This is a genomic window from Corynebacterium hansenii, from assembly GCF_030408795.1.
Classification (GTDB): domain Bacteria; phylum Actinomycetota; class Actinomycetes; order Mycobacteriales; family Mycobacteriaceae; genus Corynebacterium; species Corynebacterium hansenii.
The window spans coordinates 985,114-1,008,844 of the sequence record NZ_CP047211.1 but is presented as its reverse complement, the minus strand read 5'-3'; the positions used below and the strand labels follow the sequence as shown (position 1 = coordinate 1,008,844).

17 protein-coding genes and 1 pseudogene are annotated in these 23,731 nt (G+C 70.2%); 9 read left to right on the top strand and 9 right to left on the bottom strand.

Annotation, left to right across the window (positions count from 1 at the left end):
• Positions 1–47: 47 nt before the first annotated feature.
• Both CHAN_RS04510 and CHAN_RS04505 read right to left on the bottom strand, forming a co-directional pair.
• Complete coding sequence (locus CHAN_RS04510; RefSeq protein WP_290292245.1) at positions 48–995, bottom strand: ADP-ribosylglycohydrolase family protein; 948 nt, start codon at positions 993–995, stop codon at positions 48–50.
• Between the two features lie 45 nt (positions 996–1,040).
• On the bottom strand, positions 1,041–1,580 hold the full coding sequence (locus tag CHAN_RS04505; protein WP_290292242.1) for a hypothetical protein: 540 nt from the start codon (positions 1,578–1,580) through the stop codon (positions 1,041–1,043).
• A gap of 79 nt (positions 1,581–1,659) precedes the next feature.
• On the opposite strand from CHAN_RS04505, the gene CHAN_RS04500 reads away from it, so the two are divergent.
• Positions 1,660–2,304, top strand: a complete 645-nt coding sequence (locus CHAN_RS04500; protein WP_290292240.1) for a TetR/AcrR family transcriptional regulator — start codon at positions 1,660–1,662, stop codon at positions 2,302–2,304.
• 386 nt (positions 2,305–2,690) lie between these two features.
• On the opposite strand, the pseudogene CHAN_RS04495 reads toward CHAN_RS04500, so the two are convergent.
• Together CHAN_RS04495 and CHAN_RS04490 are read right to left on the bottom strand one after the other, a co-directional pair.
• Positions 2,691–3,512 (bottom strand): annotated as a pseudogene (locus CHAN_RS04495) (hypothetical protein); the annotation flags it as partial.
• Positions 3,513–3,620: 108 nt separating this feature from the next.
• Positions 3,621–4,568, bottom strand: coding sequence for a (2Fe-2S)-binding protein (locus tag CHAN_RS04490; RefSeq protein ID WP_290293319.1), 948 nt, complete (start codon positions 4,566–4,568; stop codon positions 3,621–3,623).
• A gap of 278 nt (positions 4,569–4,846) precedes the next feature.
• Between CHAN_RS04490 and CHAN_RS04485 the strand changes: the two genes are divergently transcribed.
• The 3 genes from CHAN_RS04485 (at position 4,847) to CHAN_RS04475 (ending at position 13,576) form a co-directional block, all read left to right on the top strand.
• Positions 4,847–5,815 (top strand): hypothetical protein, encoded by a 969-nt coding sequence (locus CHAN_RS04485; RefSeq protein WP_290292238.1) that lies wholly within the window; start codon positions 4,847–4,849, stop codon positions 5,813–5,815.
• Positions 5,816–9,787: an ABC transporter ATP-binding protein gene (locus tag CHAN_RS04480; protein WP_290292236.1), complete on the top strand. Its 3,972-nt coding sequence runs from the start codon at positions 5,816–5,818 to the stop codon at positions 9,785–9,787. It abuts the gene before it with no gap.
• A gap of 66 nt (positions 9,788–9,853) precedes the next feature.
• On the top strand, positions 9,854–13,576 hold the full coding sequence (locus CHAN_RS04475) for a multifunctional oxoglutarate decarboxylase/oxoglutarate dehydrogenase thiamine pyrophosphate-binding subunit/dihydrolipoyllysine-residue succinyltransferase subunit (RefSeq protein WP_290292233.1): 3,723 nt from the start codon (positions 9,854–9,856) through the stop codon (positions 13,574–13,576).
• Between the two features lie 610 nt (positions 13,577–14,186).
• On the opposite strand, the gene CHAN_RS04470 is transcribed toward CHAN_RS04475, so the two are convergent.
• The 3 genes from CHAN_RS04470 to CHAN_RS04460 all read right to left on the bottom strand — a co-directional run bounded on the left by CHAN_RS04470 (position 14,187) and on the right by CHAN_RS04460 (position 16,687).
• On the bottom strand, positions 14,187–15,308 hold the full coding sequence (locus CHAN_RS04470; protein WP_290292232.1) for a cation diffusion facilitator family transporter: 1,122 nt from the start codon (positions 15,306–15,308) through the stop codon (positions 14,187–14,189).
• Positions 15,309–15,398: 90 nt separating this feature from the next.
• Positions 15,399–15,818 (bottom strand): ArsR/SmtB family transcription factor, encoded by a 420-nt coding sequence (locus CHAN_RS04465; RefSeq protein ID WP_290292230.1) that lies wholly within the window; start codon positions 15,816–15,818, stop codon positions 15,399–15,401.
• Positions 15,819–15,916: 98 nt separating this feature from the next.
• The gene (locus tag CHAN_RS04460) at positions 15,917–16,687 is read right to left on the bottom strand and encodes a type 2 periplasmic-binding domain-containing protein (RefSeq protein WP_290292227.1); all 771 of its coding nucleotides are present in this window, start codon (positions 16,685–16,687) and stop codon (positions 15,917–15,919) included.
• A gap of 228 nt (positions 16,688–16,915) precedes the next feature.
• Between CHAN_RS04460 and CHAN_RS04455 the strand changes: the two genes are divergently transcribed.
• Positions 16,916–17,977 (top strand): magnesium and cobalt transport protein CorA, encoded by a 1,062-nt coding sequence (locus CHAN_RS04455; RefSeq protein WP_241485422.1) that lies wholly within the window; start codon positions 16,916–16,918, stop codon positions 17,975–17,977.
• 13 nt (positions 17,978–17,990) lie between these two features.
• Here CHAN_RS04455 and CHAN_RS04450 read toward each other — a convergent pair whose 3' ends face one another.
• Complete coding sequence (locus CHAN_RS04450) at positions 17,991–18,593, bottom strand: YflT domain-containing protein (RefSeq protein ID WP_377748407.1); 603 nt, start codon at positions 18,591–18,593, stop codon at positions 17,991–17,993.
• Between the two features lie 40 nt (positions 18,594–18,633).
• Between CHAN_RS04450 and CHAN_RS04445 the strand changes: the two genes are divergently transcribed.
• From CHAN_RS04445 to CHAN_RS04430, 4 genes are all read left to right on the top strand, one after another.
• A complete protein-coding gene (locus CHAN_RS04445; protein WP_290292222.1) occupies positions 18,634–20,007 on the top strand; it encodes a magnesium transporter MgtE N-terminal domain-containing protein in 1,374 nt (457 codons plus the stop codon).
• A gap of 3 nt (positions 20,008–20,010) precedes the next feature.
• Positions 20,011–20,598 (top strand): DUF1003 domain-containing protein, encoded by a 588-nt coding sequence (locus CHAN_RS04440; RefSeq protein ID WP_290292218.1) that lies wholly within the window; start codon positions 20,011–20,013, stop codon positions 20,596–20,598.
• Positions 20,599–20,609: 11 nt separating this feature from the next.
• On the top strand, positions 20,610–21,743 hold the full coding sequence (locus CHAN_RS04435) for an Mrp/NBP35 family ATP-binding protein (RefSeq protein WP_048742711.1): 1,134 nt from the start codon (positions 20,610–20,612) through the stop codon (positions 21,741–21,743).
• A gap of 215 nt (positions 21,744–21,958) precedes the next feature.
• Entirely contained in the window at positions 21,959–23,098 is a 1,140-nt protein-coding gene (locus tag CHAN_RS04430; protein ID WP_290292212.1) for a nitronate monooxygenase, read from the top strand.
• A gap of 42 nt (positions 23,099–23,140) precedes the next feature.
• On the opposite strand, the gene tatB is transcribed toward CHAN_RS04430, so the two are convergent.
• The gene (gene tatB / locus CHAN_RS13695) at positions 23,141–23,716 is read right to left on the bottom strand and encodes a Sec-independent protein translocase protein TatB (protein WP_353959826.1); all 576 of its coding nucleotides are present in this window, start codon (positions 23,714–23,716) and stop codon (positions 23,141–23,143) included.
• Between the last annotated feature and the right edge of the window lie 15 nt (positions 23,717–23,731).

Below are 23,731 nucleotides of genomic sequence, written 5' to 3'. Positions count from 1 at the left end.
AGGATCGCGCCGTGGCTCCAAGTACAAGATCTACGTGGCTGCGCGGGCTACGCCAATCCCGCCAGCTCGTCGGCCTGGGCAAGCAGGTCCGTCGCCCAGAACTCGGGGCCCAACGGATTGGCCACGCCCGTGCGGCCCTCTGCTGGCTCACACTCGAGCACGCCAGCGACCCACCGCTCCGGCCACGCCTCCGCCCCATGCACCGCGCCGAGCAACGCCCCCGCGATCGCGCCGTTCGTGTCGGTGTCGCCGCCCATGCCTATCGCGTCGACAAGGGCGTCGGCGGGGTCGTCGAAAAGCAGGAGCTGACGCACCGCGATGGCAAGCGCCAGCAACACCCAGCCCATGTGCTCCTCAAAGTCGGAGACATCACCCGTCCGCCCCGCCGCAATCGCCTGCGCGACCGACTGCTCGGAGGTCGCCGCCTCCATCGCATCGACGACCTCCTTCGGCGTGCCGCCGCGAATCGCCGTGACCAGGCCGGTGACGAACACCGCGTTCGCATCGACGCAAACTGGATTGGGGTGGGTCAGCGCGGCATCCTCGCGGGCGAAATCCGCGGCGACGCGAACGCCGACATCCTCGCGAGCGCCGAAAACACCCAACGGCGAAACGCGCATCAACGCGCCATTGGCCTGAGAGTCCTCGTTGAGCCCGGCGCCGCCGAGCGCCTGCGCGCACGTCGCGCCGATGTCGAACGGCCCCGTCGAATACCAGTGGACGTAGCCGCGCAGCACATCATCCGCGTCGAACGTGCCGCGGCGCAGGAGGCTGCGGATGAGCATCATGGCCATCTGCGAATCGTCCGTCGGCTGGCCGGCGATGAGATTCCACGTGCCGCCGTCGGCAAGATCGCGCACCCCATCCGGATAACGCTCGGCGATCTCCTCCGCGGTCTCGAACTCCACGAGGCTGCCTAGCGAATCACCGATGAACTGGCCCAACAGGCACCCGCGGGCGCGGTCGCGCAAAAGCGCGGGATCGACGGAAGTCATGAGCACCACAATAAGGAAAAGCGCGCTCCCGGAGCCGCGACGCAGTTACCGCGCCTCCACCGCACGACGCTCCGACGGCGACAGCATCACCCACGCGGGACCGGTGACGAACCAGAAAAACAGCACGACGCCGATGCGCGGATGCCAATCCCGCAGCGCCATCGCTTCCGGACCACCGCCGGCCAACGCCACGCACACCTCGAGCACCACCGCCGCAATCCCCGCGGCAACGACCGCCCGGCCAAAATCCGCCCACTCCCGGCGCAGCTTCGAACCGGCGACGGGGTCGGGCACTTGCTCGCCACGCACGCGGCGCCGGTACGTCCGGTCCGCCCACGCGATCGCCCGCTTGCCGAACATCACCGAATACCCCAGATACAGCGCCGCCAACCCGTGTGCCCATCCCGGCTGCCCGCCCGCGCGCAGATCGATGACCGTGAACGCCAGCAGCGCCACGTCGACCACCGGCGTCAGCGCCAGCAGCACCAGCCCCAACCGCGGCCGGCGCAGCGGATACCGCGCAACCAGCCCCAGCGCGATGAGCAACCAAAACCCGATTTCACAAGCGATGATCGCGTACACCATGGCCGATCACTTCCCTTCCCAGCTTTTAGCACGGTCGTGCCACTTCCGGACACTAGCACGACTGAGCTAGACTTGGCCCATGGCAGCATCCGGCACCTCCCGCCCCGCCCCTCGCAGGCGGCTCACCGCCGCCGAACGTTCCGAGCAGGCCCTCGCCGCCGCACGCCGCCTGATCCTCGCCGGCGGCATCGAAGCCGCCAGCGTCCGCAACGTCGCAGCCGAAGCCGGCATGGCCACCGGCTCGCTGCGCCACATCTTCCCGTCGCACGAATCACTGTTCATCGCCCTGATGAGCGACAACGCCGCCCGCGCCGCCACCCGCATCCAGGGCGTCTTCGCCCGCGAGCTCGCCGCCGGAACCCCGGTTCGCGACACGTTCCTCGCCGTCTTGCGCGAGGTAATTCCGCTTGACGACGTCTCGCGCACCGACTTCGTCGTCCAGCTCGCCCTCATGACCGGCCACCCCGACAGCGCACCCATCCGAGAGGCCGTCGCCGATGCCGGGCGGCAGCTTGATGAGTTGTGCGCGGGCACCGTCGCAAAGCTGCGCCCGGACCTCGAACCGGACGGCGACATGACCGCCGAGTTGGTCACCGACCTGCGCGTCACCGTCGACGGGATCGCCCTGCGCTGCCTGGAGAATCCCGGGTACGCGGCCGACGCCGGCCCCCACGGCGCCGAAGCGACGCTCGCCCGTGCGCTCGATCGCGTCGCGGAGGCATAACCGCCCGCTGCTCGTCACACCAGCCCCAACATCCCGGGCGCGCGTTCATTTTGAAACACCGCGACGGCAAATCACCAGGAGTTTTGCGCCGCGGGCGTTTCAAATCGAACGCGATCGACGGACCTTGGGGCTGGTATGACGAAAGCGGGGCACCGGCCCAAAGCCAGTGCCCCGCTTCTCGCCCGCCAACGCGGGTTTGAGGCCGTCTACGCCTCGTCGACGGTCACGCCCTCGTTCTTGTCCGACTCATCCGCGCCATCATCGTCCGCGCCGCGGCCCGCATCGCTGCCGGCGCCGCGGTCACCACTCCGGTCGCCGCGGTCACCGTCCCGGCCGGCGCCATCCCGGCCGGCGCCAGCGCCATCCCGGTCGTCCGCGTCGTCCTCGGCGGCGTCATCATCGTCGAAGTCATCTTCGTCGTTGTCGTCGTAGTCATCGTCATCGCCGTACTCGTCGTCATCGTCGTCCCAGTCGTCGTCCTGGTACGTGGAGTACAGGGTCTCGGCGAAGCCGTCCTCGACGGGCGCGAGCTGGTCCTCCCACTCCTCGGCCTTGTCGGCGGCGAGCGACAGGACGTCGAGAAGCTTGTCGAAGTCCTTGAACGACCCCAGCGTCAGCACCTCATTGCGCAGGCTCGCGGCGTCGGCGTAGAGGTCGGCGAACATCTTGCGGCGGTCATCGTCGGTGAGAATCGTCTCGGTGTCCGAATCCCAGAACTCCGCGATCGCCTGGTCCACGATGTCGTCCAGGTTCTCGTCCTGGGCGATGAACCGCACGTGCGCCACCGGGTCGTTGTCGTTCGCGGTGACCAGCACCTGCAGCAGCGACGCCTCCCCCACCTCGGCGGTGACCAGCGTCGCCTCCTCTGCGTCCTGCTCGAATTCCAGGTCCGACACGCGGTCGTCCTCGCCGTCGAGAAGCACGCGCAGCAGATTGACCACCCGGTCGGTGGCCACGTGGTGCGCCACCGCATCCACGGCGTCCTCCACCGAGAACACCACGGACACCAGCACGGCCTCGAAATCGGCGTCGTCCGAATCGACGTCGGCCGCCGCGACGTAGACCTCCGCGGCCGGCAGATCGTCGTCGATGGTGACGAACTGGACCTCGAGATCCATGGTGATGGGCACGAACAGGGTGTCTCCGTTGACCCGGCTCTCGATGTCCTCGCGGTCCAGCGCCGCGGCAATCTGCTCGAAGAAGCTCATGAATGGGACCCTTCCCTCAATCGACGGAGGCCATCGCCCGCTCACCGGTCGCGGCCCGCACGCCATCGTAGCGATAACGGGCCGGTCACGCCCCGGGCTCGGCCCCGGTCACGCGCCCGCCCACAGGGCCCGCCGTTCGTCGGCCGACCGGCGCGGGCACGACACGCACAATCCGGCCTTCGGGCTGCGGTAGATCATGCAGCACGAGGTCCTCTCCAGGTGCGTGACGACGTCGAAATCCGCCATCTCCCCCTCCGCCGCCGCCTCCAGATCCGTCGGCGCCACGCCCTCCGGCCCGGCCCACGGCTCGACGTCGACGAACCTCGGCGCGGGCACCCGCCCGACCTCCGCCAGGCCCTCCACCAGCCACGTTCCCACCAGCGCCCCGGCCCACGGCTCCATCATCTCGTTGCCCGCGGCGACGGCGGCGCCGGCCAGCCCGTCGGCGGCGATCGCCCACAGCGGCGCCGGCCGCACGCCGAGCTCATCGCCGATCGCCTCCACCACCGGCTCCAGCATCTCCCCGACGGCGCGCCCGTACGCCCGCACGCCCTCGGCCGTCTCGGCATCCCCCGGTTCCAGCCCCGCGTCCGCCCCCAGGTCGGTGAAGCGGTCGGCGGCGTACCCCAGCCAGTAGTCGTCGCGGCGGAACACCGTCAGCCCGTCCCACCCCGGCCGCGGCGCGCGCCCCTGCACCACGATCGACGCCGCCGCCGGCCCCAGCCACGAATTGCACGTCGAGTACCACCACACCTGGATCTGGAACCGCGTGTCCCCCGGCAGCCCGCCGCGACCGGTCTCGTCGGCCTCCGGCATCGGGTACAGCTCCCGCGACGCGGCCACGCGCGCCCGCAGGAAATCGCCGTCGCACAGCAGCGCCCGCGCATCCCCGCCGCTCCACCAGCGCGCACCCTCGGGCGCCTCGACCTCGGCGCTCATCCGCGGGATCTCGGCGAACGTCCGCGCGTACTCCCGCGCGGGTTCGGGAATGCCGCCCACGTTCCCGGCGTTGCCGCTTTCGCTTGGCTCGCACCTGCTTGACGACGTCCCGGCCACCTCGACCAACCACCTTCCGCCACGATTCCGCCGCATTCCTATTCCGGCGTCCGCAACCCAGCGTAAAGACAACCCACGGCGGACGACGCGGCCACCGGCCGTCGCAAAGCGGAAACCGCAACCGGCCACCCCACCCCAACCACCATCAGGACAACCGCAACCCCGCACCCCGCGGCACCGCCCGACACAGTTGGGTAACGGCACTCACTGCGCCGTGCTCGCAGGCGCAAATTACGGATAGAATCAGGCTGATAACCGACGATCAGGGAGGACCCCACATGTTCGGATTCTTTGGCAAGGACGACAAGTCCGGCGGGAAGACCACCGGCGGCGACCAGGCCGGCGGCCCCATCGGCGTCGACAGCGCCCCGCGCGACGGCGGGTTCCTCACCGATGCCGTCGGCTCGGACCCGAAGAAGCTGCAGGACGAATCCGGCGTCGCCGGGCGGATGCTCATCAAGTCCCTGGACACCGCCATGGGCTGGCAGACCTCCGCGATCTCCGGCTACGTCCGCCAGCTCCACGCCCGCAAGCCCGACGAAACCCCGGCGGAGATCCAGAAGCGCATCGACGACCACTTCCTCGCCCTGGTCACCGGGTCGGGCGGCGCGGCCGGCGGCGCGGCGGTCATCCCGGGCGTGGGCTTCGTCACCGGCCTGGGCGCCGTGGCGCTGGAATCCGTCGTCTTCCTGGAGATCGCCGCCTGGTACACCCTGGCGTCGGCCTCCCTGCGCGGCATCGACATCGAGGCCGAGGAACGTCGCCGCAGCCTCGTGCTGGTCACCCTCATGGGCTCCGCCGGCACCGCGCTGGTCGCCGCCGCGATGGGCGACGAGCCGCTGCGCAAGCAGGCCCCCGAGAAGGACCCGGCGGCGTCCCTGATCGCGCGCCTGGGCATCCCGCAGCTCGGCGGCCTGAACAAGATGCTCATCAAGCAGGCGCAGAAGCGCATCGCCAAGTCGGCGCGGCTGGCGATCATCGGCAAGCTCATGCCCATGGGCATCGGCGCGGTCGTCGGCGCCGGCGCGAACCGGAAGATCGGCAAGACGCTGCAGGAACGCGCCCGCATGGCGCTCGGACCGATCCCGGCGACGTGGCCGGACGCCTTCGAGCTTTCCGAAGACGACGTCAAGAAGGCCGGCTTTTCCCTGCCCAAGATCCCGCTGTCCATCGGCGCCATCGGCGGCAAGGACGACCACACCGGCGAAGACGACCGCACCCCCGGCGCGAAGGATCCCGAGGCCTAGATGACCGACTCCGCCGCCACGTCCCCGAGACGCCCGGCGCGCGCCATCTGGCGCTCCTGCCTCCGGCACCCGGGGCCGCTGGCGGCGGTGATCGCCGCGACGGTGGCGCTGACCGTCCTGGAGACCATCGCGCCGCTGCTGACCCGCGACGCCATCGACGTCGCGACGGGCCAGGGCGATGGCGGCGCGTCGGCGCGCGTCCTGTCCGGCCTGGCTCCGCTGACCGCGGTCATCGCGGTGTTCCTCGCCGTCGCCGCCGCGCGTTTCGTCGCGCAGATGGCCCGGCGCTTCACCGCGGGCCTGCTCTCCCTCGACGTGCAGCATGACCTGCGCGTACGGCTGCTGACGTCCCTCCAGGCCCTCGACGGCCCGGCGCAGGATCGCGTGCGCACGGGGCAGGTCGTCTCGCGGTCGATCTCGGATCTGCAGGGCATCCAGGGGATGCTCGCGATGCTGCCGCTGACGCTGGGGTCGGTGTTCAAGATCTTCCTCACCGTCGGCGTGATGCTCATGCTGTCGCTGCCGCTGACGTTCGTCGGTCTGGCGGTGATCCCGGCGGTCGTCGCCGTGGCGCTGAAATCCCGCTCGGCGCTGTACGCCGCGACGTGGACGGCGCAGCAGAAGGCGGCGGACGTGGCCACGCACGTGGAGGAGACGGTCACGGGCGTGCGCGTGGTCAAGGCCTTCGCTCAGTCGGCCCGCGAGGTCGAGGAGCTCGATTCTCTCTCCCGCGCCCTGTACGCGCTGCGCATGCGGTCGGCGAAGCTGAACGCGCGGTTCCAGCCGGTTCTGCAGGCGCTGCCGCAGGTGTCGCTGGTGGCCAACATCGCCGTGGGCGGTTGGCTGGCGCTGCGCGGCACCATCACGGTGGGCACGTTCGTCGCGTTCGCCTCCTACCTGGCCACGCTGACGGCGCTGTCGCGCATGGTGTCCACGATGCTCATCTCGCTGCAGCTGACGGCGGCGAGCATCGACCGCGTCGGCGAGGTCATCGAATCCGCGCCCGACCACCCCGACCCGGCCGACCCCGTCCCCGTCCCGGAAGGGCCGGTGGGCCTGCGGCTGCGCGGGGTGACGCATTCGCGCGGCGGCAGGACCTTGCTTGACGACGTCACCGTCGACCTCCCCGCCGGATCGACCCTGGCGCTGGTGGGCCCGCCCGGCGCGGGGAAGACGATCCTCACCGAGCTGCTGGGGCGCTTCTACGTCGCCGATTCGGGTTCGATCGAGATCGTCGGCCGGGGCGCGGGGCACGGTGCCGGGGCCGATTACGCCGCCGACATCGCCGATGCCGCCGCCGATGACGTGCGCCGCGCGATCACGGTGGTGCCCGACGAGCCCTTCCTCAAGACGGGCACACTTCGCGAGAACATCGCCATGGCCGACCCCGACGCCACGGACGCGGAAATCGACGCCGCGGCGGCCCACGCGCAGGTCACCTTCGTCGACAAGCTGCCCGACGGCTGGGACACCGCCATCGGCGAACGCGGCCACAACCTCTCCGGAGGCCAGCGGCAGCGCGTCGCACTGGCGCGGGCGCTGCTGGCGCGGCCGCGGATCCTGGTCCTCGACGATGCGACGTCGGCCATCGACGCCGGCACCGAGGCCCTCATCTTCGATGCGCTGCGCACGCACTACGGCGACATCACCACGGTCATCGTCGCCCACCGCTCCTCCACGCTGGAGCTGGCGGACCACATCCTCGTCCTCGACGGCGGCCGCGTCACCGGCTACGGCACCCGCGATGAACTCGTCGCCGGCCACCCCGGCTTCGCCGACCTGATGGACCTCTCCGACGCCGACCGGGCCCGCGCCCGCGCCGCCCTCGCCGCATCCCGGGATTCGGGCGCGGCTCCCCTGGTCATCGACGAACCCGACTGCGCCGGGCCCGACCGCGAACTGCTGTGGCCGGGGTCAAGCGGAACGGCCGGCGCTTCCGGGACTTCCGCCGACGCATCATCGGGCTCATCCACCGGCACTTCCTCCGGCCGCTCCGACGGGCGCACCGTCCAGGGCCCCGGCGGCATCGGCGGGCCCGGTTCGAGTGCCGGCGGTGGCCCCGGCCGCGGCGGAATGGGCGGCGGCATGGGCGCTGCGATGATGAACGCCCCCGCCACCGACGACCTCCTCGACCGCATCAACGCCCTGCCCCCGGCCACCGAACAACCGCGCATCCCGGCATCCGCCCTCGACGATTCCCGCCGCTTCAGCCTGATTTCGCTGCTGTCGAATGCGCGGCTGCTCATCCTGGCCGTGATCGCCATGCTGCTGGTGTCCACGGCGGCGGACCTCGCCTTCCCCATGCTGGTGCGGTGGGCCATCGACGACGGCGTCTCCGCGGGCGATGCGTCGGCGCTCTGGCGGGCCGCGGCGGCCGGGCTCGGCGTCGTCGCGCTCGGGTTCATGGCGGTGGCGGCGACCACGGTACTCACCTCGCGCACCGGCGAGCGCCTGCTCTACGCCCTGCGCGTCCGGTCTTTCCGCCACCTGCATTCGCTGGGGCTGGACTACTTCGAGCGGCAGCGGTCGGGGCGGATCATGACGCGCATGACCACCGACATCGACGCCCTGTCCTCTTTCCTGCAGACGGGCGTCGCCCAGGGCATCATCGCCCTCTTCACGCTGATGGGCGTCTCGGGCATGTTGCTGGCCACGAACCTGTCGCTGGCCGGGGTGGCGCTGCTGGCGCTGCCGGTCGTCGCGGTGGCGACCGTGGTGTTCCGCTCCATTTCGTCGAAGCTCTACGCCGCCGCCCGCGAGCAGGTCTCCACGGTCAACGCGGATTTCCAGGAGGCGATCGGCGGCCTGCGGGCCAGCCAGATGCACCACCGCGTCGCCGATGTCGAGGAGTCCTTCACCCGCGCCTCCGACCGCTACCGCCGTCTGCGCATCCGCGCCCAGGCCGCGGTGAGCACCTTCTTCCCCGGCATCAACTTCATCGCCGAGCTGACCACCGCCGCCGTCCTCTTCGTCGGCGCCACCCAGGTCACCGAGGGCGCGACCACCGCGGGCGTGCTCATCGCCTTCACCCTTTATCTGGGCATGCTCTTCGGCCCGATCCAGCAGCTGTCCCAGGTTTTCGACGGCTACCAGCAGGCCCGCGTCGGACTGACCCGCATCTCGGATCTGCTGGCCACCGAAGCCGTCGTCGCCGACGAGGGCACGCGCCCCGGGGCGGGCCGGGCCGCGCGCGGCGACATTTCGCTTGACGACGTCTCGTTCCGTTACTCCGCCGTCGAACCCGACGGCAACCCCGTCATCCTCGACGGGCTCGACCTCGACATCCCCGAGGGGCAGACCATTGCCGTGGTGGGGCCGACGGGCGCGGGGAAGTCGACCGTCGTCAAGCTCCTGGCCCGCTTCCACGACCCGGTGTCCGGCGCGGTGCGGGCCTCCGGCACCGACATCCGCGAATTCCCCCTCGAGGAATGGCGCGGAGCCCTCGGCTACGTGCCCCAGGAGCCCCACCTGTTCAACGGAACCATCGCGTCGAACATCGCCTACGGACGGCCCGACGCCGACGAGGACGCCATCACCGACGCCGCCCGCCGCGTCGGCGCGCTCGGCGCCATCGCCGCCATCCCCGGCGGCTTCACCCACCCCGTCGGCGAACGCGGGCGCGGGCTGTCGTCGGGCCAGCGTCAGCTCATCGCGCTCGCCCGCGCCGAGATGATCGACCCCGCCCTGCTGCTCCTCGACGAAGCCACCGCCACCCTCGACCCCGCCACCGAAGCGACCATCCTCGCCGCCGCCGACCGCGCCACCGAGCGGCGGACCTCGGTCATCGTCGCCCACCGCCTGGCCACCGCCGCCCGCGCCGACAGAATTTTGGTCCTCGAAAATGGACGTATCATCGAAGACGGCCCGCACACCGTTCTCCTGGAAAAGGGCGGCGCCTACGCGCGGTTGTGGGACACGTACCATAAAGGCACGGCGGACGTGGAGGAACCGGGCAACACCCGTTATCCTTGATTGACCCCAAAAACTCCGCGGTATCCGCGTAAATGCAATCAACATGAAATGAGGCGAGTACCTGCCGTGAGCAGCGACATGAGCTTCGGCCAGAACGAGTGGCTGGTCGACGAGATGTTCCAGCAGTTCAAGAAGGATCCCGAGTCCGTCGACCAGGAATGGCGGGATTACTTCACCAAGAACGCCTCCGGTACGGACCTGTCGGCCGCCAGCCGCATCGGCTCCGCCGCCCCGCGCAACGCGGCCCGCGACGCCGCGCCGATGGCCAAGCGCGCCGCCGCGACCGAGGCCGAGGTCAAGGAGACGGGCCGCCGCCCGTCGAAGGGCCCCGAGCCGACCCGCACCCCGCAGAAGGCCGCGCCCATCAAGGCGAAGAAGTCCCCCATGGACATCGCCGCCGACGCCGAAGCCCCCGAGGCCGGCAAGACCGCCCTGCGCGGCATCGGCAAGGCCATCGCCAAGAACATGGACATCTCGCTGGAGATCCCGACCGCCACCTCGGTCCGCGACATGCCGGCCCGCCTCATGTTCGAGAACCGCACCCTGGTCAACGACCAGCTCAAGCGCACCCGCGGCGGCAAGATCTCGTTCACGCACATCATCGGCTACGCGATGATCAAGGCCGTCATGGCCCACCCGGACATGAACAACTCCTACGACGTGATCGACGGCAAGCCGACCCTCGTCGTCCCGGAGCACATCAACCTGGGCCTGGCCATCGACATGCAGAACAAGGACGGCTCCCGCGCCCTCGTCGTGGCCGCCATCCGCGAATGCGAGACGCTGTCGTTCAAGCAGTTCGTCGACGCGTACGAGGACATCGTCGTCCGCGCCCGCAACGGCAAGCTGACCGGCAAGGACTTCTCGGGCGTCACCATCTCGCTGACCAACCCGGGCGGCATCGGCACCCGCCACTCGGTGCCCCGCCTGACCAAGGGCCAGGGCGCCATCATCGGCGTCGGCTCCATGGATTACCCCGCCGAATTCGCCGGCGCGTCGGCCGACCGCCTCGCCGAGCTGGGCGTCGGCAAGCTGGTGACCATCACCTCCACTTACGACCACCGCATCATCCAGGGCGCCGAGTCCGGCGAGTTCCTGCGCACCATGTCGCAGCTGCTGGTCGACGACAAGTTCTGGGACCAGATCTTCGATGACATGGGCGTGCCCTACACCCCGGTTCGCTGGGCGCAGGACATCCCGAACGTGGGCGTCGACAAGAACACCCGCGTCATGCGCCTCATCGAGGCCTACCGCCAGCGCGGCCACCTGCTCGCGGACATCGACCCGCTGCACTTCGACCACCCGAACATCATCACGCCCGACCACCGCGACCTGGACATCGCCACCCACGGCCTGTCGCTGTGGGACTACGACCGCACGTTCAACGTCGGCGGCTTCGGCGGCAAGGAGCGCATGACGCTGCGCGAGGTGCTCATCCGCCTGCGCAACGCCTACTGCCTGAAGGTCGGCTCCGAATACAGCCACATCCTCGACGCCGACGAGCGCGAGTGGCTGCAGGACCGCATCGAAGGCGGCCAGCCCCGCCCGACCCACGCCGAGCAGAAGTACATCCTGCAGAAGCTCAACGCCGCCGAGGCCTTCGAGAACTTCCTGCAGACCAAGTACATCGGCCAGAAGCGCTTCTCCCTCGAGGGCGCCGAATCGCTGATCCCGCTCATGGACGCCGCCATCGACACCGCGGCCGGCCAGGGCCTGGACGAGGTCGTCATCGGCATGCCCCACCGCGGGCGCCTCAACGTGCTGGCGAACATCGTCGGCAAGCCCCTGTCGCAGATTTTCACCGAGTTCGAGGGCAACATGGACCCGGCGCAGGCCGGCGGCTCCGGCGACGTGAAGTACCACCTGGGCACCCAGGGACGCCACATCCAGATGTTCGGCGACGGCGAGATCGACGTCACCCTGACCGCAAACCCGTCGCACCTCGAGGCCGTCAACCCGGTCGTCGTCGGCCTGGCCCGCGCCAAGCAGGACATCATCGACCGCGGCGAAGAGGGCTACACCGTCATGCCGATGCTGCTGCACGGCGACGCCGCGTTCGCGGGCCTGGGCATCGTCCAGGAGACCCTGAACCTGATGGCGCTGCGCGGCTACAAGGTCGGCGGCACCGTCCACATCGTGGTGAACAACCAAATCGGCTTCACCACCTCCCCCGACTCCTCCCGCTCGTCGTACTACGCCACCGACCTGGCCAAGGCCTACGGCTGCCCGGTCTTCCACGTCAACGGCGACGACCCCGAAGCCGTCGTGTGGGTCGGCCAGCTGGCCGTCGAGTACCGCAACCGCTACGGCAAGGACGTCGTCATCGACCTCGTCTGCTACCGCAAGCGCGGCCACAACGAGGCCGACGACCCGTCGATGACCCAGCCGGCCATGTACGAGGTCATCGACGCCAAGGAAGGCGTCCGCGCCGCGTACACCGAGGACCTCATCGGCCGCGGCGACCTGTCCGAGGAAGAGGCCGAGGCCGCCCGCCGCGACTTCCACGACCAGATGGAGGCCGTGTTCAACGAGGTCCGCTCCGCCGAGGCTTCCGGCCCGGGCGAGCAGACCGGCATCACCGGCTCGCAGCCGCTGCCGCACGGCCTGGACACGAGCATCGACAAGATCGAGCTGCAGTCCATCGGCAACTCCCACGTGGAGCTGCCCGAGGGCTTCGAGATCCACCCGCGCGTCGCGCCCGTCGCCAAGAAGCGCGCCCAGGCCGCCAAGGAAGGCGGCATCGACTGGGGCTTCGCCGAGCTGCTGGCCTTCGGTTCGCTGGCCGGCGAGGGCCGCACCGTCCGACTGGCGGGCGAGGACGTCCGCCGCGGCACCTTCACCCAGCGCCACGCGGTGCTCGTCGACCCGAAGACCGGCGCCGAGTACAACCCCGTCGACTCCTACGCCGAGGCGCAGGGCAACGGCGGCCGCTTCATGGTGTACAACTCGGCGCTGACCGAGTACGCCGCCATGGGCTACGAGTACGGCTACACCCTGGGCAACCCGGACGCGGTCGTCGCGTGGGAGGCGCAGTTCGGCGACTTCGCCAACGGCGCGCAGACCATCATCGACCAGTACATCTCGTCCGGCGAGGCGAAGTGGGGCCAGACCTCCAAGCTGATCCTGCTGCTGCCCCACGGTTACGAGGGCCAGGGCCCGGACCACTCCTCCGCCCGCATCGAGCGTTTCCTGCAGCTCGCCGCGGAGGGGTCGTACACCGTCGCCCAGCCGTCGGACCCGGCGAACTACTTCCACCTGCTGCGCCGCCACGCGCTGTCGGACCTGCACCGCCCGCTGATCGTCTTCACCCCGAAGTCGATGCTGCGCAACAAGGCCGCGGTGTCGCCGGTGGAGGCGTTCACCGAGCAGACGAAGTTCAAGTCCGTCATCGACGACCAGTACTTCGAGTCCGGCGAGGGCGACAAGGAGAAGGTCAAGAAGATCCTGCTCGTGTCGGGCAAGCTGTACTGGGAGCTGGAGAAGAAGCGCCAGAAGGACAAGCGCGACGACGTCGCCATCGTCCGCCTGGAGATGCTGCACCCGATCCCGTTCAACCGCCTGCGCGATGCGTTCGAGAATTACCCGAACGCCGACGAGGTCCGCTTCGTCCAGGACGAGCCGGCGAACCAGGGTCCGTGGCCGTTCCTGGCGCTGGGTCTGCCGGAGGCGCTGCCGGACATGCCGAAGCTCACCCGCGTTTCCCGTCGCGCCCAGTCGTCGACGGCGACCGGCGTGGCCAAGGTGCACGCCATGGAGCAGAAGGCCCTGCTGGACGAGGCCTTCGAGTAGGCCGCGGGCGTCCGGGGCCCGACCAGGCTCCCGGGCACGTTCCGGGCCCCGCTCCCGGTGGTGCCGGCAAGTTCCCGGGCACCACGGTTGACTTAGGCCCCGGGGTTGGCCCCCGCTCCGACTTTCGAGTCGGCGCGGGGGCCTTCCGCATGTCCGGCTGCTTTACGACGTCGTGTTCCCCCGCCTCCCCCTCCGCCCCGCACCCCACCGTTCCTCCCGCCCCACCGCAGATGCGCCAGTTCCGTGCAGATACACCTGTTGCAACGGGCGCACCTGCCTGTAACTGGCGCATCTGGGGAAGGTGGGCGGGGCGCGGCAGATCAGTGGGCCACGGTGTGGGGGGCGGGCGCGGAGTTGGCAGGGACCGGCCTCGGAATTCGCGCAACGAACCAACTGGGCGGCTGTTGGTCTGGTGGAGGCGCGGCCAGCGGGGCAGGCTCCGGCGGCCTTCCGCATGTCCGGCTGCTTCACGACGCCGTGTCCCGCCGCACCCCACCACACCTCCCACCCCGCCCGCAGAAGCGCCAGTTCCGTGCAGATACACCTGTTGCAACGGGCGCACCTGCCTGCAACTGGCGCATCTGGGAAAGGTGGGCGGGGCGCGGCGGGATCAGACGCCGGCGGCGCCCCGGGTGCACTGCCCGGCGGGCAGGAACTCCACCCGAACATCGCTCGCCCGGGGCACATGGGCGCGGACCGATGCGATGATGTCCGCGCGCATGGCGGTGGCGGCGGCCATCGGCATCTCGGGGTCCACGGCCACGCTGACGTCCACCAACAGCCGATGCCCCGACCAGCGCAGCCTCGGCGGATGGGCGATCCGCGCGGCATCGACGTGGTCGGCGATGGCGTGGACGGTGGCGTCGTAAAGCGAAGGATCCACGCCATCGAGCAGCCGGCCGCCGATGTCGCGCGCGGTGCCCACCAGCAGGACGGCGATCATGGCGGTGATCAGGAGGCCGACGATGGGGTCCGCGAGCGGGAAGCCCGCGAGCACGCCGACCGCGCCGACGACGACCGCCAGCGACGTCAGCCCATCCGTGCGGGCGTGGACGCCATCGGCGACGAGCGCCGCCGACCCGATGCGGCGGCCGATGCGGATGCGGTACGCCGCGACGACCTCATTGCCGATCGCGCCGACGATGCCCGCGGCGAGCACCCACCCGACGTGGTCGATCGGCTGCGGATCGATCAGCCGCCGCACCGACGTCACCCCCGCCACGACCACCGACACAGCGATGACCAGCACCACGAACAGCCCCGCGAGGTCCTCGGCCCGGCCGTAGCCGAAGGAGAACCGCTTGGTGGGCAGACGCTTGCCGACGATGAACGCCAACCACAGCGGCAACGACGTCGAGGCGTCGGCGACGTTGTGGATCGTGTCCGCCAGCAGCGCGACGGAACCCGAGAACGCGAAGATGATCATCTGCAGCGCCGCCGTCACGCCGAGGCCGATCAGACCGATCTTCGTCGCGCGAATGCCGGCTTCGGAGGCCTCGAGGGCGTCGTCGATGCGGTCGCCCACGTCGTGGCTGTGCGGAACGAAGAAGTGCTTCAGCGCATGCAGGACGCCGCCGTGGGAATGGTCGTGGTCGTGCGGGTGGGAGTGACCGTGCTCGTGCGAGTGGGAATGGCCGTGCTCGTGGGAATGGTCGCGATCGTGGTCATGTCCATGGCCGCGACCATGCGAGCGCCGCCCCGCATCTCCCATTCCCTGCATACCTGCATTCATGCGCATATTGTGGACCAAAAGAAGCCCGCCCGGCAACCCCGAAGGGCGCCGGGCGGGAAAGTCCGCGAAATCAGCGCAAACCGCGCCCCGCTACCGCCACCTGCGCGGCGGGTGCGGATCCCCCTCGATCGCATGCTCGGCCTGGTAGATCGCCTGCACGACCAGCGTCGCGGCGTGCTCGTCGACGAGCGAGTAGAACACCCGCGTCCCCTCCTGCCGCGCGTGCACCATCCGCGCCATCCGCAGCTTCGCCAGGTGCTGCGACACGCTCGTCGGCGTCTTGCCCACGCGCACGGCCAGCTCGCCGACGGGCAGCTCGGAGTCGCGCAGCGCGAGGATGATCTTCACGCGCGTCATGTCCGCCAGCATCGAGAACACCTCGACCGCCACGTCGATGTACGGCGAGTCCGGCTCCAGCGACGTCGCGTGCCCCGACTCCTCGCAATATGCGGGATCGTCCTTGACGACGTCTTCAGCCGGCTCGTCGACTGCACGCGGGTAGCTGTTCATGCCGACACATTAACACAGGCGAACATCAATCCGAGCAGCACTTATCATGTTCACCTTCGCATCTGCGCAGGTTCCCCGATGACGGCTCCAACCTGCGCCTATCCCGTCGTGAACCTCGACGTGTCCAGCCATTCGGCGGCGACGGCATTCGGCTCCCGGCCCTCGCGGACGCGCCGCGTGAGGTCCTCGAGCTCCTTCGTCGACAGCGACCCCGCCACCCGGTTGAGCACGTTGACGCGGTCGGCCCGCGTCATCGCCGGCTTCAGATAGAACGGCACGATGTGCTGCGGCAGCACGGCGCCGGGATCCTCGTCGGCGGCGGCCTCGAGCTGGGCCCGCTCCCCCTCGGTCAACCCATCCTCGCGGCCGCAGCCCTGCGCGTTCGACGGGTCGGTGGCCATGATCTCGCCGGGCAGCGCCGCCGACATCGCCCCGTACACGCGGTCGCGCCACTCGGCGGACATGGCCTTGCCGGGGTCGTCGTCGGCGATGTACTCCTTCGCCAGTTCGCGGGCGGTGGCCGGGTCGATCAGGCCGAGCAGCTCGCCGGTGCAGCCGAACGACAGCGTCACCGTGCCCGACTGCACCGCCTGCATGCGCTCGTCCGACGGCACCTCGACGACTCCCGACGACCCGCGGCCGCGCCGTTCCAGCGCGCCGACGTACACCTCGGCCATCACGGCCTGCTGCGCGATCCGCGCGTCCGCGCCGACCGATACGGGTTCACGCTGCGTCGACGGCGTCGGCAACGCCGGGTCCTGCGACGCGCAGGCCGTCAGCGCCAGCGTCCCCGCCAGCGCGCCGGCGATCACGGGGACGCGCCTGCTTGACGACGCCCGCCTCCCGCCGGTTCGGCGGGCATCCCGCATACGACGTAAGCTTTTTCCGATGCGCCCGACCACCGCGTTCGCAGCGAGGGCGGCGCGGGGAGCCCCGGGGACGACGCCGTCGCCGCCCGAAGCACCCCCCGCGGCACCCTCCGCAGCGTCGTTCCTGGACACCATCCGTCGCTCCTGATCCATCGGGCCGGCCCCGGCCGCGCCACCGCGCACGCCAACTCGCATAACGTCGCCAGACTACCCCCGAAGGAGGCTCCCGTGCCCTCGTCCCCCCGACAGCTCCCGCGGACGAATCGTCGCAAAGCCTTCCGGCCCACCTCGGACGCGATGCGGGACTGCGGGGTCTACGTCGACGGCCACCGCCTGCCCGGCGAATACGACCACCGCAGCGCGCTGGAGGAGGTCCGCAACCGCGGCGAGGGTTTCGTGTGGCTGTCTCTGTCGCGCCCCGACGAGGTCCAGATGGACGCCATCGCGGAGGAATACGGGCTCCACGAGCTGACCGTCGAAGACGCCCTGACGCCGCGCCAGCGCCCGAAGGTCGAGATCCACGACGACCACATGGTGTTCGTCCTGCGCTCCGTCCACTACAGCCCGGAGGGCACGGCGGAGGACGAGAACGAGAAGATCAGCACCGGCCAGCTGCTGATGGTGCTGGGGCGCAACTACATCATCACCATCCGCATGGGCATGAACCGCGAGAAGCTGAGCATCCTCGGCGAGCGGGTGTCCAAGGATCCCGAGATGATCCAGCCCGGCCCCGCCGGCGTGCTGTGGGCGATCACCGACCTCCTGGTCGACGACTACCTGCGCACCATCCAGCAGCTGGAGGATCTGGTCGAGGACATGGAGGACGAGGTCTTCGAACCGGGGTACATCACGGAAATCGAGGACATCTACATTCTCAAGCGCGAGATTCTGGAGATGCGCCACGCCATCGACCCGCTGACCACGGCGCTGCGCACGCTGATGGGCATGCGCGGCCAGCTGATGCCGAAGGCCGTGCGCCGCTACCTCTCCGACGTCCTGGACCACCAGCTCGTCGCCGCCGACATGGCGCAGGGTTTCGACGAGCGGCTGTCCGCCCTGATCGACGCCGCGGCCGTGAAGATCCAGCTGCAGCAGAACACCGACATGCGCACCATCTCCGCCTACGCCGCCATCCTGGCGGTGCCCACGGCGCTGGCCGGCATCTACGGCATGAACTTCGACAACATGCCCGAGCTGCACTGGAAGTACGGGTACTTCGCGGTGCTGGCCATCATGGGCGCCGTGGTGGCGTTCCTGGTGTGGCTGCTGCGCCGCAACAAGTGGCTGTGACCGCCGTGACCCGCTACCTCAGGCGGCGCTGCGCCAGCAGGTCGCGGGCCTTTTCGGCGTTGCGGGGGTTGCACAGTACGTCGTAGCGCCGGGCGACGATCTCCGTGGTCGACGCGAAATCGCGCTTGCCGTTCTGCATGGCGTACGGCACGGCGGCGAGGATGACGCCGAAGACCGCGCCGACGACGACGCCGGTGATCAGCGGGCTGATCCAATTGTCCTGGAACAGGCCGAGCAGCAGGCCGAAGAACAGGCCCATCCACACGCCGTACAGCGCACCGCCGCCGAGCACCTTGCCCCACGTCAGGCGGCCCACCACGCGCTCGACCTGCATCAGGTCGACGCCGACGATGGTCAGGTCGGACACCGGGAATTCGTCGCGGTCGGACAGCTCGTCGACGGCGGCCTGGGCCTCGGCGTACGTGGTGAACGTCCCGATCGGCCACCCCTCCGGCGGCGTCGCGGTGGGTTTACCGTAGGTGCGTCCCTCGGCCATGGCGGTGCTGCTCCTCTGTGATCGTCCGGCGGTCGGTTCCCGCCCATTCTCCCCGTTCAACGGCGCCGGCGCCCCTTTTGTTCCAGTCGGGCGGACGGCGGGCCGCGTGGGCGTCGTCAAGCGGGAGGGGTGATCCGGAGGGGCGGTTATCCTGGGGACCATGACTTCCATCGACCGCGTGTACGCGGGCCGTCTGTCGGGGATGATCGTGCGCAACCCGGATGGCGACGCCATCGGCCGGGCCCGCGACGTGGTCGTGCGGCTGCGGCCCTCCGGTGCGCCGTCGCAGGCGTTGGGGCTGGTTCTGCAGCTGACCGACAAGCGGCGGGTGTTCGTGCCCATGGGGCGCATCACCGCGATCGAGCCGAACGAGATCCTGCTCAACTCCGGGCTCGTGTCGCTGCGCCAGTTCAAGGTGCGGCCCGGCGAATCGACCGTGCTCGGCGACCTGGTCGGCGCGAAAGTGCAGATCGACGACCCCGACCTTGAACACCTCCACGGCGTGCCGCAGGAGCTGACGGACGTGGAGATGGAGCGGTCGCGCACGCGGGACTGGGTGCTCACGCGCGTGGCGGTGCTGGGGCCGAAACGGGGCCTGCGCGGGCGTCGCGACGTCGCGGTCGCGCCGTGGAACCACGTGCACGGTCTCGGCGCCGGTGCCGAACCCAGCGACCACGACGCCGAGCTGATCGCGGAATTCCACGAGATGCGGCCCGCCGACATCGCCGCGGCCATGGCCGAAATGGCCGCCGACCGCCGGCGCCGCATCGCCGAGGCCCTCGACGATGAACTGCTGGCCGACATCATCCAGGAGCTTCCCGACGACGACCAGACGGAAGTCCTGGAGGACCTGACCATCGAGCGCGCCGCGGACATCCTCGAGGAGATGGACCCCGACGATGCCGCCGACCTGCTCGGCGAGCTCGACGAGAACCGCGCCGACGTGCTGCTGGAACTGATGGATCCCGAGGAATCGCAGGCTCTGCGCCGTCTGATGGTCTTCGAGCCCGACACCGTCGGCGGCCTGATGACCTCCGACCCCCTGATCCTGCAGCCGACGACGACCGTGGCGGAGGCGCTGGCGCGGGCCCGCGACCCGGAGCTGCCGACGTCGCTGGCGTCGATGGTGTTCGTGGTGCGCCCACCGACGGCCACCCCCACCGGCCGCTACCTCGGCTGCGTGCACCTGCAGAAACTGCTGCGCGAACCGCCGTCGACCCAGATCGGCGGCATCCTCGATCCCGACCTGCCGCCGCTGTACGCGGAGGACGACGACGAAACGGCGGCGCGGTACTTCGCCACGTACAACCTCGTGTGCGGTCCCGTCATCGACGACGAAGGGCACCTGCTCGGCGCCCTCAGCGTCGACGACCTGCTCGACCACATGCTGCCCGAGGACTGGCGCGAGGACGGCATCCGCCCGGACGAGAATTCCGGGGCGGGGGCGGCGGCGTCGCAAAGCAGCGGCGCTGGGACGACCAGCGCCGGGGCAACCGGGGCCGCGACGACGGCCACCGCGAAGAAGGAGGCGTAACCCATGGCGAAGGACAACCACCACGGCGGCGTGAACCTGTCCAAGGAACGCCTGGTCCTGGACACGCCCGTCGTCGACCGGCGGAAGAAATACGTCGACTTCGACGGCGACCGCGTCGGCGAAGTCGCCGAGAGCGTCGCGCGGTTCCTGGGCACCGGCAAGTACCTGGCGTTCCAGACGATCATCGTCATCGCGTGGATCGCCCTCAACATCGGCGGCATGTGGTGGAACTGGGACCCCTACCCGTTCATCCTGCTCAACCTGGCGTTTTCCACGCAGGCCGCGTACGCCGCGCCGCTGATCCTGCTGGCCCAGAACCGGCAGGAGGACCGTGACCGAGCGTCCATCGCCGAAGACCGCCGCCGCGCCGCCGAAACGAAGGCCGACACCGAATTCCTCGCCCGCGAAATCGCCGGCGTCCGCGCCGTCGTCGGCGAAGCCGTCACCCGCGACTACCTCCGCCGCGAACTCGACGACCTCACGGGCGTCCTCGAACGCATCGAGGCCCGCCTGTACGAGGAGGACCGCCACCCCGGCGGGCACCCGGATGATCGGCACCCCGGCTCCCCCGACGACCACCGCGACCGATAGGATCCCACCCGATGTCCACGATTACTGAAGCCCAGGTCCGCACCGCCCTGTCCACGGTCGAGGATCCCGAGGTCCGTCGCCCGATCACCGAGATCGGCATGGTCAAGTCCATCGCCATTTCGGAGTCGAACGACGTCGCCGTCGAGGTGTACCTCACCATCGCCGCGTGCCCGATGAAGAACACCATCGTCGAGCGCACCGAGGATGCCGTCAAGGGCATCGAGGGCGTCGGCGCCGTCACCGTCACCACCGACGTGATGAACGACGAACAGCGCCGTGAATTCCGCAACGCCGTCCGCGGCTCGTCCGCCGAGCCGGTGATCCCCTTCGCCCAGCCGGAATCCCGCACCCGCGTGTACGCGGTGGCGTCGGGCAAGGGCGGCGTCGGCAAGTCGTCGGTGACGGTGAACCTCGCCGCCGCGCTGGCCGCCAAGGGTCTGGCCGTCGGCGTGCTCGACGCCGACGTCTACGGCCACTCCGTGCCCCACATGATGGGCTCCGAGGACAAGCCGCACCAAGTCGACGACATGATCATGCCGCCGCAGGCGCACGGCGTGTCGCTGATCTCGATCGGCCACTTCGTCGACGACAACGCCCCCGTCGTGTGGCGCGGCCCGATGCTGCACCGCGCGATCCAGCAGTTCCTCGCCGACGTCTTCTGGGGCGACCTGGACGTGCTGCTGTTCGACCTGCCCCCGGGGACCGGCGACATCGCCATCTCGGTCGCGCAGCTGGTGCCCAACGCCGAACTGCTGATCGTGACCACCCCGCAGATGGCGGCGGCCGAGGTCGCCGAGCGCGCCGGCACCATCTCGCTGCAGACGCGCCAGCGCATCGCCGGCGTCATCGAGAACATGAGCTGGATGGAAATGCCCGACGGCTCGAAGATGGAGGTCTTCGGCTCGGGCGGCGGCGAGACCGTCGCCAAGCGCCTGACGCAGCTGACCGGCGCGCAGGTGCCGCTGCTGGGCCAGGTGCCGCTGGACACCCGCCTGCGCGAGGGCGGCGACGAGGGCACCCCGATCGTGCTGTCCGAGCCGGAGTCCGGCGCGGGCAAGGCGCTCAATGACATCGCCGGCAAGCTGTTCACGCGCCGCGAGTCGCTGGCCGGCAAGTCGCTGGGCCTGGGCGTCACGCCGAAGTAGGCGGGCTTCACCGGCCGGGCATGGCTCCCGGCCGGGCCTCCCGCCGGGCTTCACCAGCCGCACCTCACCGGCCGCACCTCACGAACTGCCAACCCACCCCGAATGTGCACGACCCACCCACTGCGACGGGTCATTTCGCCCAGTCGGGGTGGGTTGGCCGTTTCGGGCTGCGCAGGCCCTACTCCGCAGAGCCTCAATTGCGTAATCTGAACGCCATGTTCAGTCCCCGCGACCTCCCGCTCCCCCTCGTCGGCGCCCCGATGGCCGGCGGCCCGTCGACGCCCGAACTCGTCGCCGAGGTCGCGCGCGCCGGAGGCCTGGGCATGGTCGCGGCGGGTTACCTGACGGCCGAAAAGCTCGGCGAGGCCATCGATTCCGCTTTCTCGCTTTACGACGGCCCGCCGTCCCGACGTCCCGCCCACGGGTTCCCCGACCGCAATGGGTCGGGCGGCGGGCGCATCGGCGTGAACCTGTTCGTGCCGAACCCGGACGTGTCCGACGGGTGGCACGAGTACCGCGATCGCCTCGCCGCCGACTTCCCCTCCGTGGAGCTCCCCGAGGACCCGAAGTGGTCCGACGACGACTGGGACGCGAAGATCGCGCTGCTGACCGGCGACGGCGCGGCGTCGTCGTCGAGCGGCCGGGTGGCCACCGTCACCTTCACCTTCGGGCTGCCCAAGCGGCGGATCGTGCGCGCCCTCAACGACGCCGGACAGTCCGTCGGCGTGACCGTGACCAGTCAGGACGAAGCGCGGGCGGCGCTGGCCGTCGGCGCCGACTACCTGGTCGTCCAGGGCCCCGGCGCGGGCGGCCACCAGTCGACGTTCGCGGTGTCCGAGATGCCCGCGGCGGTGGGCTTCCACGCCGGTGTGTCCGGGACCGCGGCGCTGGTGCGGTCGGTGCGCCAGCTGACCGAGGACTACGCCGTGATGGTCGACGGCGAGGCGACGACCGTGCCCATCGTCGCCACCGGCGGCGTCGGCGGGCGCCACGACGTTCGGGTGCTCATCGAAGCCGGCGCCGACGCCGTGCAGGTGGGCACGCTGCTGCTCACGGCCGGCGAGGCGGGGACGAAGGAACCGCACCGCAACGCGCTGCTGGCCCACGACCGTGACACGGTGCTGACCAGGTGCTTCTCGGGCCGCTACGCCCGGGCGCTGGAAAACGACTTCACGCTGGAGTATTCGGACATCGCGCCGGCGGCGTACCCGCACGTGCATTTCCTGACGTCCCCGATCCGCGCCGCCGCCACCGCCGCCGGGGATCCCGAGGGCCTGAACCTGTGGGCGGGCGTCGGGCACCGGTCGTGCCGTGCGGCATCCGCCGCGGAGATTCTGGCCGAACTGACACCGTAGGCGGCGGATTCAAAGGGCGGGCGCCCAATCGCCGTCCGCAGACTAGAGAACGTCGTCGTCGGCCCAGTTGCGGACGCCCGAAGCCTGGCCACCGGGCTGTGCGCCACCGGTCGCGCCGGTCGCGCCGGTCGCGCCCGTGGCGCCCGCAGCACCACTCGCGCCAGCGTCGTTGAGGTTCACCGTGTTGTTCACGCCGGAACCCGGGTTGGGCTGCGCGGCACCCGCCGCGCCGGACCCCACGGCACCGGCTCCGGCAGCACCCGCACCAGCCGCCCCTGCACCGGTCGCGCCGGCGTCGGCGGCCCCTCCCCCCGCGGCCGGCTTGCCGGAAAGCAGGTCGAGGTAGGTGTCGTCGCCGTCGAAAAGCGTGCGCGTCAGCGCCGTCTTGGGGTTGAGCTTGCGCAGCTCGCCCAGCTCCCCGAGCGGCTTGCGCAGTTCGTCGAAGTCCTCGCCGAGCTCGCCGGTGAGGCTCTGTTTCGCGTCGTCGATCGCGGTGCGGGCCGCGAGGATCATCGCCCGGACATCGGTGATGATGTGCGGCAGCCGCTCGGGCCCGATCAGCACCAGGCCGACGATGAGAATGAGGAGGATCTCTCCCCAACCGACATTTGAGAACACGGGAAACCACCTTAG

Coding starts and splice junctions, on each gene's coding strand:
- CHAN_RS04505 (WP_290292242.1), bottom strand. CDS start 1,580: ATGGTGTACGCGATCATCGCTTGTGAAATCGGGTTTTGGTTGCTCATC.
- CHAN_RS04470 (WP_290292232.1), bottom strand. CDS start 15,308: ATGAATGCAGGTATGCAGGGAATGGGAGATGCGGGGCGGCGCTCGCAT.
- CHAN_RS04460 (WP_290292227.1), bottom strand. CDS start 16,687: ATGCGGGATGCCCGCCGAACCGGCGGGAGGCGGGCGTCGTCAAGCAGG.
- CHAN_RS04500 (WP_290292240.1), top strand. CDS start 1,660: ATGGCAGCATCCGGCACCTCCCGCCCCGCCCCTCGCAGGCGGCTCACC.
- CHAN_RS04430 (WP_290292212.1), top strand. CDS start 21,959: ATGTTCAGTCCCCGCGACCTCCCGCTCCCCCTCGTCGGCGCCCCGATG.
- CHAN_RS04445 (WP_290292222.1), top strand. CDS start 18,634: ATGACTTCCATCGACCGCGTGTACGCGGGCCGTCTGTCGGGGATGATC.
- CHAN_RS04465 (WP_290292230.1), bottom strand. CDS start 15,818: ATGAACAGCTACCCGCGTGCAGTCGACGAGCCGGCTGAAGACGTCGTC.
- CHAN_RS04440 (WP_290292218.1), top strand. CDS start 20,011: ATGGCGAAGGACAACCACCACGGCGGCGTGAACCTGTCCAAGGAACGC.
- CHAN_RS04510 (WP_290292245.1), bottom strand. CDS start 995: ATGACTTCCGTCGATCCCGCGCTTTTGCGCGACCGCGCCCGCGGGTGC.
- CHAN_RS04435 (WP_048742711.1), top strand. CDS start 20,610: ATGTCCACGATTACTGAAGCCCAGGTCCGCACCGCCCTGTCCACGGTC.
- CHAN_RS04485 (WP_290292238.1), top strand. CDS start 4,847: ATGTTCGGATTCTTTGGCAAGGACGACAAGTCCGGCGGGAAGACCACC.
- CHAN_RS04480 (WP_290292236.1), top strand. CDS start 5,816: ATGACCGACTCCGCCGCCACGTCCCCGAGACGCCCGGCGCGCGCCATC.